This is a genomic window from Pseudomonas sp. S04 (assembly GCF_009834545.1).
Lineage (GTDB): Bacteria > Pseudomonadota > Gammaproteobacteria > Pseudomonadales > Pseudomonadaceae > Aquipseudomonas.
On the sequence record NZ_CP019427.1, the window covers coordinates 1,424,073 to 1,436,854 of the forward strand.

The window sequence follows — 12,782 nt, forward strand, 5'->3', positions numbered from 1 at the left end:
GTCCATTACCAGAGGGCAACGCTGTAGCTCACCAGCACCCGCACTTCATCAGCGTCGCGGGCCGAATAGTTCGAACGATAGGTGGCATTGCGCAGGCGCAGGGCGACGTCCTTGAGGGCGCCGCTTTGCACCACGTACTTGATCTCGGTGTTGCGTTCCCATTCCTTGCCGGTCTCGCCATTGTTGAGCTTGATGTTGTCACCGCTCAGGTAACGGCTCATGAAACTCAGGCCGGGCACGCCCAGCTTGGCGAAGTCGTAATCGTAACGGGCCTGCCAGGAGCGTTCTTCGGCGCCGGCGAAGTCGTTGATCTGCACGAAGTTGACCAGGTAGGGATCGGAGCCGTCGACATAGGGGAAGGCGCTGTCGCCCGACATGTGCTGGTAACCGGCGCTGAATTTATGCCCGCTCAAGGCGTAGCTCAACAGGCCGTTGAGGGAGTTGTTGTCGATCTTGCCGCCGCGGGCCTGACCGGAATCGTCGCTGACCGCCAGGCGCAGGTCGGCGGCGAACGTCCCCGGACCTGCCGGCTGTGATGCCAGCAAACCGAGGAAGTGCTGGTTGTAGACCTCACCCAATTGAGCGAAGTGGTAGCTGGCGGTGATCTTGTCGGTGAACTTGTAGTCCAGGCCGCCGAAATCGAAATGGCTGCCCGCGACGGTGCCGGCGAAACGGCTGTTCTTGTTGTTCAGGGCGACGTCTTCGAAGTTGGTGCTGTCGCGGTCCTTGGCTTTGTCCAGGCGCCCGCCGGTGAAGGTCAGGTTCTTGATCTCCCTGGAGGTCAGCAGGCCGCCTTCGAAGGTCTGGGGCAGGATGCGTCCGTCGTTGGCCTTGAGGATCGGCAACTCGGGAATCAGGCTGCCGATCTTCAGCTCGGTGGCGGAGATCTTCACCTTGCCGGTGAGGCCTAGCTTGGAATATTCGTCGGCCGCGCGCCCGTCGTCATGGGTTGGCAACAGGCCAGTACCGGTACGGTCGGGGCTGGAGTCGAGCTTGATCCCGAGCATCCCCAGCGCGTCGACCCCGAACCCGACGGTGCCGTCGGTGTAACCCGACTCGAGGTTGAGCATGAAGCCCTGGGCCCACTCGTCACGCTTGGATTGCTGGGCGCTGGTGCCACTGCGAAAGTCGCGGTTGAAGTACATGTTGCGGGTTTCCAGGGTCGCGCTACTGTCTTCGAAGAAGGCGGCATGACTGGCAGGCGTAAAGCCGGCTAGGGCGGCGGCACTGGCAAGGGCGGTGGTACCAAGGCGGGAAAAACGAACAGGCAGGTAAGCCTGGGGCTGCGTAGACAGCATCGTGAAGCACTCCATTTATTGTTCTTATTGGGGCGAAAACGCATCGGGGCGTTTTTCGTTCACTACTCTCAAGGACACGGCAGTCGAAACTGTCCGTGGCTGGACTCTAACGGGCCAACCTTTCGCTAACCTTTCAGAATACTTTCACCGGTTACGGGCTTCACAGCGGCGGATGCGGCTGTAAACTCCGCGCCGAAGAATGGCGTCGACCATCCCCACCTGAGGTAAAGATCCATGCGCGTGCTTCTCGTCGAAGACCATCTGCAGCTGGCCGAAAGTGTCGCCCAGGCGCTCAAGAGCACAGGGCTGACCGTGGATGTGCTGCACGATGGGGTGGCGGCCGACCTGGCCTTGAGCAGCGAGGACTACGCGGTGGCGATCCTCGATGTGGGCCTGCCGCGCATGGACGGTTTTGAAGTACTGGCGCGCTTGCGCAGCCGTGGCAAAAACCTCCCGGTGCTGATGCTGACCGCCCGCAGCGACGTCAAGGATCGGGTCCATGGGCTCAACCTCGGTGCCGACGACTACCTGGCCAAACCCTTCGAATTGACCGAGCTTGAAGCGCGGGTCAAGGCTCTGCTGCGCCGCAGCGTGTTGGGTGGCGAACGCCAGCAGCGTTGCGGGGGGCTGGTGTATGACCTCGACACCCGGCGCTTCAGCCTCGGTGACGAACTGCTGACCCTGACCTCCCGCGAGCAGGCCGTGCTCGAGGCGCTGATTGCCCGTCCTGGGCGGGTGATGAGCAAGGAGCAATTGGCCTCCCAGGTGTTCGGTCTCGACGAGGAGGCCAGCCCCGACGCCATCGAAATCTACGTGCACCGCCTGCGCAAGAAACTCGACGGGCACTCAGTGGCCATCGTCACGTTCAGGGGGTTGGGCTACCTGTTGGAAAGCCGTGATGCATAAGCCCAGGAGTCTGCGCTGGGGGTTGCTGGGCAACCTCGCGCTGTTGCTGGTGGTGCTGATGATCGCCAGCGGCCTGAGCGCCTACTGGAATGGCCGGGAAGCGGCCGACACCGCCTATGACCGGACCTTGCTGGCTTCGGCGCGGACCATCGCCGCCGGCCTGTCCCAGCGTGACGGCAGCCTCAGTGCCGATGTGCCGTACGTGGCGCTGGACACCTTCGCCTACGACAGTGCCGGGCGCATCTACTACCAGGTCAACGACATCCACCAGAAGCTGATTTCCGGTTACGAAAACCTCCCGGGCCCGCCGCCCGGCACCCCGCGCACCGACGACTATCCGGCGCTGGCACGCTTCTACAACGCCACTTACCTGGGCCAGAACGTGCGGGTCGTCAGCCTGCTCAAGGCCGTGAGCGAACCGAACATGAACGGCATGGCGGAAATTCGCGTGGCGGAAACCGACGAGGCGCGAGTGAGCATGGCCCGCAGCCTGATGGCCGATACCTTGCTGCGCCTGGGCATGCTCGCCGGAGGCGCCTTGCTCCTGGTGTGGTTTGCCGTGAGTGCCGCGTTGCGTCCGCTGGAGCGCTTGCGCACCGCGGTGGAAGAGCGCCAACCGGATGACTTGCGGCCGCTGCCGTTGGTCCAGGTACAGCGTGAATTGTGGCCCCTGGTGCGCGCCCTCAACCATTTCACCGAGCGCCTGCGCGGCCAGTTCGAGCGCCAGGCGCAATTCATTGCCGACGCCGCCCACGAGTTGCGCACCCCGCTGGCGGCGCTCAAGGCGCGCCTTGAACTGGGCTTGCGCGCCACTGAGCCGCAGACCTGGCGCAGCACCCTGGAAAGCGCCGCCCAAGGCACCGATCGCCTGACGCACCTGGCCAATCAACTGCTGTCGCTGGCCCGTGTCGAGAATGGCGCGCGGGCGATTGCCGAGGGCGGGGCGCAGTTGCTCGACCTGAGCCAACTGGCACGCGAACTCGGCATGGCCATGGCACCTCTGGCCCATGCCCGGGGGGTTGCCCTGGCGCTGGAAGCTGACGAACCGGTGTGGTTGCGCGGTGAGCCGACACTGCTCAACGAGTTGCTGAGCAACCTGGTGGACAACGCCCTGGCCCACACGCCAGCAGGTGGCAACGTGATCTTGCGCGTCAGCGCGCCGGCAGTGCTGGAGGTTGAAGATGACGGGCCGGGGATTCCGCTGGAGGAGCGTGACCGGGTGTTCGAACGCTTCTACCGCCGCAACCAGCAAGTCGCAGGGTCTGGCTTGGGGTTGGCGATTGTCGGGGAAATCTGCCGCGCGCACCTGGCCCACATTACTCTGCACGACGGTGCACAGGCTGGGCTGAAGGTTCGGGTCAGTTTTATCGCGGGCTAAAAACAACTAAGCCCGGCCGAGGCCGGGCTGTGAGCAGAGATTCAGCACTTAGCTGAGGTTGGCCGAACCGGTGCGATCGAAGCCATCAGCGGCGAGGGTGGCGGAACCGGTGCGATCGAAGCCATCAGCGGCGAGGGTAGCGGACCCGGTGCGATCAAAACCATCAGCGGCAATCGTGCGGTCATAACCGTCGGCGGCGAAGGTGTTGGCGGCCAGGACGGAGAGGGTCAGGGCGAGGATCAGTTGGGTTTTCATGGTGGTGACTCCGAGGTGTTGAGGATGTTGTGTGGGGTTGAAGCTGATACTACTCGGATGAATTTGATTAAAAAGCGCAAATAAACGCTCAAATAAATCGAATTATTAGATGTGATGGCCTTCAGGCCTATTCAAGCAATACAGGCGGTAGAGGGTGGGGCCGCAGGCTCCAGATCTGGTGCGGCGGGCGTTTTTGCCGCAAGAACGATTTCCTGCGGCCGATGTTCGAAAGCACTTTTAAGTGCGGGGTGGGTCAGCCGTTAGAGCAACCATTACCCATGACGCTGTAACGCAGGATATGCCGTTGACCGCTCGAGTCTTCATATTCCATGCGCGCTGGCACAACTTCGCAAACACTGGGTATTTCGCTCATGGAGATAACTTTGGCGATATCCAGGTGGGTGGAGTAAGTGTATTCCTCTACCGCTACTGTATTGCCTGCAACATCAGTCGGGACCTCGTCTGCCATGGCGGTAACGCACAGACTGCTGAGGGCCAGAACCAATAAAGCTTTCATTTGAAATTTACCTTTCTGAGGTCGAGAGGGGTCACGCAGCCTTTGTGGGGCTGCGTGTATATCTGGATTTAGTTACTGTGGATTAACTGCCTTCGTGGGGGCTGCAACTGGGTTAATCACATTGCCGAGTTGGCGAGGCGGATTTTAGGCGTGGGGCGCGGATTCATATAGCCGCGCTTTTGATAAACACTGTTGACAGATCTTGTAACAATCCCCGAAACATCGGCTACCTGGAACGTCCGTACGGCTATGCGCCGGGAAATCTGGACGATTTGTAGGGGCTTGTTACTACCATCGTCGAATGGTTCTATAGGCCCGCCTCGGGCTACAACGGGGTCATACAAAAACAACTATTTCACCGAGGTAAAGAAAGATGAGTGCGGCTTCTCTGTATCCCGTTCGTCCCGAGGTTGCGGCCAATACCCTGACTGACGAGGCGACCTACAAGGCCATGTACCAGCAGTCGGTCGTCAACCCGGACGGCTTCTGGCGCGAACAAGCCAAGCGCCTCGACTGGATCAAGCCTTTCACCACGGTGAAGCAGACCTCGTTCGACGACCACCATGTCGACATCAAGTGGTTCGCCGACGGCACCCTGAACGTTTCCTACAACTGCCTCGACCGTCACCTGGCCGAGCGCGGTGACCAGATCGCGATCATCTGGGAAGGCGATGACCCTTCCGAGAGCCGCAACATCACCTACCGCGAGCTGCACGAACAAGTCTGCAAGTTTGCCAACGCCCTGCGTGGCCAGGATGTGCACCGCGGCGACGTGGTGACTATCTATATGCCGATGATCCCCGAAGCCGTGGTCGCCATGCTGGCCTGCACCCGGATCGGCGCGATTCACTCGGTGGTGTTCGGCGGCTTCTCGCCCGAAGCCCTGGCCGGACGGATCATCGACTGCAAATCGAAAGTGGTGATCACCGCTGACGAAGGCCTGCGTGCCGGCAAGAAAATTTCCCTCAAGGCCAACGTCGACGACGCGCTGACCAACCCGGAAACCAGCAGCATCCAGAAAGTCATCGTGTGCAAGCGCACCGGTGGCGACATCAAGTGGAACCAGCATCGCGATATCTGGTACGAAGACCTGATGAAAGTCGCGGGCACCGTCTGCGCGCCGAAAGAAATGGGCGCCGAAGAAGCGCTGTTCATCCTCTACACCTCCGGCTCCACCGGCAAGCCAAAGGGCGTTCAGCACACCACCGGCGGCTACCTGCTGTACGCGGCGCTGACCCATGAGCGCGTGTTCGACTACCGTCCGGGCGAAATCTACTGGTGCACCGCCGACGTCGGCTGGGTCACTGGCCACACCTACATCGTCTACGGCCCGCTGGCCAATGGCGCGACCACCCTGCTGTTCGAAGGTGTGCCGAACTACCCGGACATCACCCGGGTGGGGAAAATCGTCGACAAGCACCAGGTCAATATCCTCTACACCGCGCCGACCGCGATCCGCGCGATGATGGCCTCCGGCACTGCCGCCTGCGAAGGCACCGATGGCAGCAGCCTGCGCCTGTTGGGTTCGGTGGGCGAGCCGATCAACCCAGAAGCTTGGGACTGGTACTACAAGAACGTCGGACAATCGCGTTGCCCGATCGTCGACACCTGGTGGCAGACCGAAACCGGCGCCACCCTGATGAGCCCGCTGCCGGGCGCTCACGCCCTCAAGCCAGGCTCTGCGGCGCGTCCGTTCTTCGGCGTGGTGCCGGCGCTGGTGGATAACCTGGGCAACATCATCGAAGGTGCGGCCGAAGGCAACCTGGTGATCCTCGACTCGTGGCCAGGCCAGGCCCGTACCCTGTACGGCGACCATGACCGTTTTGTCGACACCTACTTCAAGACCTTCCGCGGCATGTACTTCACCGGCGACGGTGCTCGTCGCGACGAAGACGGCTACTGGTGGATCACCGGCCGGGTGGATGACGTGCTCAACGTCTCCGGCCACCGCATGGGCACCGCCGAGATCGAAAGCGCGATGGTCGCCCACCCGAAAGTCGCCGAGGCCGCCGTAGTCGGTGTGCCGCACGACATCAAGGGTCAGGGGATCTATGTCTACGTCACCCTCAACGGTGGCGAAGAGCCGAACGAAGCGTTGCGCCTGGAACTGAAGAACTGGGTGCGCAAGGAGATCGGTCCGATCGCCTCGCCGGATGTCATCCAGTGGGCGCCAGGGCTGCCGAAAACCCGTTCGGGGAAAATCATGCGCCGCATCCTGCGCAAGATTGCCACGGCTGAGTACGATGGCTTGGGTGACATCTCGACCCTGGCCGACCCGGGTGTGGTGCAGCATTTGATCGATACTCACAAGACGATGAATGTTGCGTAAGCGCTGATTCTGAGTCACTGAAAGCCCCGTCAGGTGTGAGCCTGGCGGGGCTTTTTCATGCCTGACGTTTTTGTGGTGACTGCACTGGTCTCTTCGCGGGCAAGCCCGCTCCCACAGGGGGTTTCGGTGTGCACGCGATCTGAGTCACGCCACAAAAACTGTGGGAGCGGGCTTGCCCGCGATGACGATCTGTCAGGCACCACTTAAACACCGGCCAATAATTATCGGCTTCTATCCTCGGAACATTCTTACTGTTACCCGCGTTCTTTCAAGTTACTGAATGTGTAACCGCATCACGCCGATCCGGGGCGTAGGGAAACGCCGCGCTCCAAATCAGGGGCTCAAACGCCCCCCATAAAAATAAGACCCCACGCTGCGCTTGCCGGATTAGAAGGGTTTGCCAATAATAGGCCCGCAATTTGCAGTATTGATCGGTTCACTGTCTTTTTCTCTTGCATGATTTTGCAGGGCTGTCAACGTGCCTAAACGGCTTTCTCGGTGCTTCTGTAATTTGTTGTCGCATTGAAGAAATATCGACTTCGGGCCTGTCGTTAGAATGCCGATCACTCGCTCGTCGTTGTCCGCGTTGAAAACAACGCGCGCCGACCAGGACGCAGCAACGTTTTTTACGTTTAACCCATTCGCATATTGGGCTGATGCTCACTCTGCCGTTTTCGCCCTTTACCGATGGAGTCCTAAGATGAAGAAACTCGTGCTTCTTGGCGCCCTGGCACTGTCCGTGCTGTCCCTGCCAACGTTCGCCGATGAAAAGCCTCTGAAAATTGGTATCGAGGCGGCTTACCCTCCGTTCGCGTCCAAGTCGCCGGACGGCAGCATCGTTGGTTTCGACTACGACATCGGCAACGCCTTGTGCGAAGAGATGAAGGTCAAGTGCGTTTGGGTCGAGCAAGAGTTCGACGGCCTGATCCCGGCACTCAAGGTGCGCAAGATCGACGCCATCCTGTCGTCCATGTCGATCACCGAAGATCGCAAGAAGTCCGTGGACTTTACCAACAAGTACTACAACACCCCGGCACGCCTGGTGATGAAGGCCGGCACCCAGGTTGGCGACAACCTGGCCGAGCTCAAGGGCAAGAACATCGGTGTGCAGCGTGGTTCGATTCACGAGCGTTTCGCTCGTGAAGTCCTGGCCCCGCTGGGTGCGGAAATCAAGCCATACGGTTCGCAGAACGAGATCTACCTGGACGTGGCTGCCGGTCGCCTCGACGGCACCGTGGCAGACGCTACCCTGTTGAATGATGGCTTCCTGAAAACCGACGCTGGCAAAGGCTTCGCGTTTGTTGGCCCGGCCTTCACCGACGTCAAATACTTCGGCGACGGCGTGGGTATCGCAGTACGCAAGGGTGATGCGTTGAAAGACAAGATCAACACCGCGATCACTGGCATTCGCGAGAATGGCAAGTACAAGCAAATCCAGGACAAGTACTTCGACTTCGACATTTACGGCAAGTAAATCGTCGCAGCGACAAGTCCGAAATGGCGCAAGCAACAGGATCTCTGAGGTTTGCGCCATTTTTTCATCCCAATTTTCGAGGACCTGAATCATGTTGAAAGGCTACGGGGCTGTCATCCTCGATGGCGCATGGCTGACGCTTCAGCTCGCCTTGTCGTCCATGGCCCTGGCCATTGTTCTGGGTCTGATCGGGGTCGCATTGCGCCTGTCGCCGGTACGCTGGCTGGCCTGGCTGGGCGATCTGTACTCCACGGTAATCCGCGGTATTCCCGACCTGGTACTGATCCTGCTGATTTTCTACGGCGGTCAGGACCTGCTCAACCGCGTAGCGCCGTTGCTTGGTTATGACGACTACATCGACCTGAATCCGCTGGTCGCCGGTATCGGCACCCTGGGCTTCATCTTCGGTGCGTACCTGTCGGAAACCTTCCGCGGTGCCTTCATGGCGATCCCCAAGGGGCAGGCCGAAGCGGGCATGGCCTACGGCATGAGCAGCTTCCAGGTGTTCTTCCGGGTCCTGGTGCCACAGATGATTCGCCTGGCGATTCCCGGCTTTACCAACAACTGGCTGGTATTGACCAAGGCCACTGCGCTGATTTCGGTGGTGGGTCTGCAAGACATGATGTTCAAGGCCAAGCAGGCGGCAGATGCCACCCGCGAGCCTTTCACCTTCTTCCTCGCGGTGGCGGCAATGTACCTGGTGATCACCAGTGTCTCGTTGCTGGCATTGCGTCACCTTGAGAAGCGCTACTCGGTAGGCGTAAGGGCGGCTGATCTATGATCTTCGACTACAACGTCATCTGGGAGGCACTGCCGCTGTACCTCGGCGGTCTGCTGACCACTTTGAAACTGCTCGGGCTGTCGCTGTTCTTCGGCCTGCTGTGCGCCTTGCCCCTGGGCTTGATGCGGGTGTCCAAGCAGCCGGTCATCAACATGACCGCCTGGCTCTACACCTACGTGATCCGCGGCACGCCGATGCTGGTGCAGCTGTTCCTGATCTACTACGGGCTGGCCCAGTTCGAAGCCGTGCGCGAGAGTTTCCTCTGGCCATGGCTGTCGAGCGCGACCTTCTGCGCGTGCCTGGCCTTTGCCGTCAACACCAGCGCCTACACCGCCGAAATCATCGCCGGCAGCCTGCGGGCCACGCCCAATGGCGAGATCGAAGCGGCCAAGGCCATGGGCATGTCGCGCTTCAAGATGTACAAGCGCATCCTGCTGCCATCGGCGTTGCGCCGGGCGCTGCCGCAGTACAGCAACGAAGTGATCATGATGCTGCAGACCACCAGTCTGGCGTCCATCGTGACCCTGATCGACATCACCGGTGCCGCGCGTACCGTCAACGCCCAGTACTACCTGCCGTTCGAAGCCTACATCACCGCCGGCGTGTTCTACCTGTGCCTGACGTTCATCCTGGTGCGCCTGTTCAAGATGGCCGAGCGCCGCTGGCTGGGCTACATGGCCCCACGGAAGCACTGATATGGAACGTATCGACCATCAGTTACCGTGGAGCCACCTGGGTAGCGAGCGCCATGTTTCGGTGTTCCGCTTCGGCGCTGGCGAGCGCAAGGCCTATATCCAGGCCAGCCTGCACGCCGACGAGTTGCCGGGGATGCGCACGGCCTGGGAGCTGAAAAAGCGCCTGGCCGAACTCGAAGCCCAAGGTGCCCTCAACGGGGTGATCGAGCTGGTACCGGTGGCCAACCCGCTGGGCCTTGGGCAGTTGCTCCAGGGCAACCACCAAGGTCGTTTCGAGGCGGGCAGCGGCAAGAATTTCAACCGCGATTTCGTCGAGCTGAGTGCGCCGGTGGCCGCCCAGCTCGAAGGTCGCCTGGGGGATGATCCGCACGCCAATGTCCAGTTGATCCGCCAGGCCATGAGTGATGCGCTGGCCGCATTGCCCGCGCCCAGCAGTCAATTGCAGGGCATGCAGCGGATCTTGCTGAGCCATGCCTGCACTGCCGACGTGGTGCTGGACCTGCATTGCGACGCCGAAGCCGCGCTGCACATGTATGCCTTGCCGCAGCACTGGCCGCAGTGGCGTTCGCTGGCCGCGCACTTGAATGTGCGGGTCGGGTTGCTGGCGGAAGACTCCGGCGGCAGCTCCTTTGATGAAGCCTGCTCGTTGCCGTGGCTGCGTTTGGCCCGGCAGTTTCCCCAGGCACAAATTCCCCTGGCGTGCCTGGCGACCACCATCGAGCTGGGCGGTCAGGCAGACACTGGGCGTACCCAGGCCGAAGCTCACGCCGAGGGCATCCTGGCGTTCCTTGCCGAGCAGGGCCTGATCAAGGGCCAATGGCCGGCCCCGTTGCACGAAGCCTGCGAAGGGCTGCCGTTCGAAGGCACCGAGCTGCTGTTTGCGCCGCATCCGGGTGTGGTGAGTTTCTTGCGTGAGCCGGGCGAGTGGGTCGAGGCCGGTGAGCAGATTTTTGAAGTGATTGATCCTTTGGCTGATCGGGTCAGCACCGTGTGTGCTGGTACGGCCGGCGTGCTGTTTGCCGTTGAACGGCTGCGGTATGCCCAACCCGGTTTCTGGCTGGCCAAGGTGGCGGGGCGCGAAGCGCTGCGTCACGGGCGCTTGCTCAACGACTGACTGTTTTTGTGAGAACCGACAGCATGTACAAACTTGAAGTCCAAGACCTGCATAAACGCTATGGCAGTCACGAAGTGCTCAAGGGCGTGTCCCTGAAGGCAGCGGCAGGCGATGTGATCAGCATCATCGGCTCCAGTGGCTCCGGCAAAAGTACCTTCCTGCGCTGCATCAACCTGCTGGAGCAGCCGCACGCGGGCAAGATCCTGCTCAACAACGAAGAGTTGAAGCTGGTGGCCGGCAAGGACGGCGCGATGAAGGCGGCCGACCCCAAGCAACTGCAACGCATGCGTTCGCGCCTGTCGATGGTGTTCCAGCATTTCAACCTGTGGTCGCACATGACCGCGCTGGAAAACATCATGGAAGCGCCCGTGCACGTGCTGGGCATGTCCAAGGCCCAAGCGCGGGAAAAGGCCGAGATGTACCTGGCCAAGGTCGGCGTGTCCCATCGCAAGGACGCCTACCCGGGCCATATGTCCGGTGGCGAGCAACAGCGCGTGGCGATTGCCCGGGCGCTGGCGATGGAGCCTGAGGTGATGCTGTTCGACGAACCGACGTCGGCGCTCGACCCGGAGCTGGTTGGCGACGTGCTCAAGGTCATGCAGGCCCTGGCCCAGGAAGGCCGGACCATGGTGGTGGTGACCCACGAGATGGGTTTTGCCCGGGAAGTCTCGAACCAGTTGGTGTTCCTGCACAAAGGTGTGGTCGAGGAAAGTGGCAACCCGCGCGAAGTGCTGGTCAATCCACAGTCCGAACGCCTGCAGCAATTCCTCTCCGGCAGCTTGAAATAGTCAAGGCTGCTGTCTCGCCCTGTAGGAGCGAGCTTGCTCGCGAAGATCGTCAACGATAACGCGGGAAGCCTGATGCTCCGTGGCGTTCTCAGGTTTTTCGCGAGCAAGCTCGCTCCTACAGAGGAGCGGGTCTTCATCGTTTTTTGAGATTTGTGTTGGTTTACGGGCTAGCATTGGCCTTTGTCTTCATTACTGTTACTGGCTTCGGATAGCATTCCATGACCGCCCACAAAATTGGTTTCCTGATTTGGCCCAGCACTAAAGCCTTGACGCTAGCGCTGGCCGAGGAGGCCTTGCGTGTTGCTCAGCGCGTGCATCCGGAAGTGGTTTACGAACTGGTGTTCCTGCAGGCCGAACCCCCGAGCGAGGGGGCCTGGCAATTGCCTGGCGAGGCCTGGAGCGGCAAGCTGGAAAACTTCCAGAAGCTGTTCCTGCTCGCCGACGAGCCACCCACCGCGCTGGCACCGGCCCTGAGCAGTGCGCTCAAGCAGTTGGTGCGCGCCGGTTGTGTGATTGGCGGTCTGTCGGCTGGTGTCTATCCCCTGGCGCAATTGGGTCTGCTCGATGGTTACCGCGCTGCGGTGCACTGGCGTTGGCAGGACGATTTTGCCGAGCGCTTCCCCAAGGTGATTGCCACCAGTCATCTGTTCGATTGGGATCGCGATCGCCTGACGGCGTGCGGCGGGATGTCGGTGCTTGACCTGTTGCTGGCAGTTTTGGCGCGAGACCATGGGGCCGAGCTGGCCGGAGCAGTGTCGGAAGAGTTGGTGGTCGAGCGGATTCGTGAAGGAGGTGAGCGTCAGCGCATTCCCTTGCAGAATCGCCTCGGCTCCAGCCATCCAAAACTCACGCAAGCCGTGTTGCTGATGGAAGCCAACATCGAAGAGCCGCTGACCACCGACGAAATCGCCCAGCATGTGTGCGTGTCCCGTCGGCAGTTGGAGCGGATTTTCAAGCAGTACCTCAACCGCGTGCCGAGCCAGTATTACCTCGAGCTGCGCCTGAACAAGGCACGGCAGATGTTGATGCAGACCAGCAAGTCGATCATCCAGATCGGCCTGTCCTGTGGTTTCTCCTCGGGCCCGCACTTCTCCAGCGCCTACCGTAACTTCTTCGGCGCCACGCCGCGTGAAGACCGTAACCAGCGGCGCAGCAGCAGCCCGTTCGAACTATCGTCCGTGCCGTCGGAACGCGGCTAGACCACGGTTGGCCATGGGGAGCGCGAGCTCCCCATGGCCTGACTCAAT

The 12,782-nt window shown here is 60.9% G+C and carries 12 protein-coding genes and 1 pseudogene; 10 read left to right on the forward strand and 3 right to left on the reverse strand.

Going from position 1 to position 12,782, the window contains the following annotated elements; all coding sequences use genetic code 11:
- Positions 1–5 precede the first annotated feature (5 nt).
- Complete coding sequence (locus PspS04_RS06220; protein WP_159994195.1) at positions 6–1,298, reverse strand: OprD family porin; 1,293 nt, start codon at positions 1,296–1,298, stop codon at positions 6–8.
- Positions 1,299–1,532: 234 nt separating this feature from the next.
- Here PspS04_RS06220 and PspS04_RS06225 point away from each other — a divergent pair, with 234 nt between their 5' ends.
- Together PspS04_RS06225 and PspS04_RS06230 are read left to right on the forward strand one after the other, a co-directional pair.
- Positions 1,533–2,204: a response regulator gene (locus PspS04_RS06225; RefSeq protein WP_095167129.1), complete on the forward strand. Its 672-nt coding sequence runs from the start codon at positions 1,533–1,535 to the stop codon at positions 2,202–2,204.
- Entirely contained in the window at positions 2,197–3,582 is a 1,386-nt protein-coding gene (locus PspS04_RS06230; RefSeq protein ID WP_095167131.1) for a sensor histidine kinase, read from the forward strand. The genes PspS04_RS06225 and PspS04_RS06230 overlap by 8 nt, the downstream gene beginning before the upstream one ends.
- 48 nt (positions 3,583–3,630) lie before the next feature.
- Here the strand turns inward: PspS04_RS06230 and PspS04_RS06235 are convergent, their stop codons facing one another.
- A complete protein-coding gene (locus tag PspS04_RS06235; protein ID WP_159994197.1) occupies positions 3,631–3,837 on the reverse strand; it encodes a hypothetical protein in 207 nt (68 codons plus the stop codon).
- A 253-nt stretch (positions 3,838–4,090) separates the two neighbouring features.
- Positions 4,091–4,354 carry a DUF2790 domain-containing protein gene (locus PspS04_RS06240; RefSeq protein WP_095167135.1) on the reverse strand — a complete coding sequence of 88 codons (264 nt, stop codon included), beginning with the start codon at positions 4,352–4,354 and terminating at the stop codon, positions 4,091–4,093.
- 373 nt (positions 4,355–4,727) lie between these two features.
- On the opposite strand from PspS04_RS06240, the gene acs reads away from it, so the two are divergent.
- The 8 genes and pseudogenes from acs to argR all read left to right on the forward strand — a co-directional run bounded on the left by acs (position 4,728) and on the right by argR (position 12,734).
- Complete coding sequence (gene acs, locus PspS04_RS06245) at positions 4,728–6,683, forward strand: acetate--CoA ligase (RefSeq protein ID WP_159994199.1); 1,956 nt, start codon at positions 4,728–4,730, stop codon at positions 6,681–6,683.
- 700 nt (positions 6,684–7,383) lie between these two features.
- Positions 7,384–8,157, forward strand: coding sequence for an ABC transporter substrate-binding protein (locus tag PspS04_RS06250; RefSeq protein WP_159994201.1), 774 nt, complete (start codon positions 7,384–7,386; stop codon positions 8,155–8,157).
- 91 nt (positions 8,158–8,248) lie between these two features.
- Positions 8,249–8,938, forward strand: a complete 690-nt coding sequence (locus PspS04_RS06255) for an ABC transporter permease (protein ID WP_095171536.1) — start codon at positions 8,249–8,251, stop codon at positions 8,936–8,938.
- A complete protein-coding gene (locus tag PspS04_RS06260; protein ID WP_095171538.1) occupies positions 8,935–9,633 on the forward strand; it encodes an ABC transporter permease in 699 nt (232 codons plus the stop codon). Before PspS04_RS06255 ends, PspS04_RS06260 begins: the two co-directional genes overlap by 4 nt.
- Before the next feature lies 1 nt (position 9,634).
- Complete coding sequence (locus PspS04_RS06265) at positions 9,635–10,747, forward strand: succinylglutamate desuccinylase/aspartoacylase family protein (protein WP_159994203.1); 1,113 nt, start codon at positions 9,635–9,637, stop codon at positions 10,745–10,747.
- Between the two features lie 23 nt (positions 10,748–10,770).
- A complete protein-coding gene (locus PspS04_RS06270; protein ID WP_095171542.1) occupies positions 10,771–11,535 on the forward strand; it encodes an ABC transporter ATP-binding protein in 765 nt (254 codons plus the stop codon).
- Between the two features lie 6 nt (positions 11,536–11,541).
- Positions 11,542–11,655 (forward strand): annotated as a pseudogene (locus PspS04_RS27640) (outer membrane lipoprotein carrier protein LolA); the annotation flags it as partial.
- A gap of 98 nt (positions 11,656–11,753) precedes the next feature.
- A complete protein-coding gene (gene argR / locus PspS04_RS06275; protein ID WP_159994205.1) occupies positions 11,754–12,734 on the forward strand; it encodes a transcriptional regulator ArgR in 981 nt (326 codons plus the stop codon).
- The last annotated feature ends 48 nt before the right edge of the window (positions 12,735–12,782 follow it).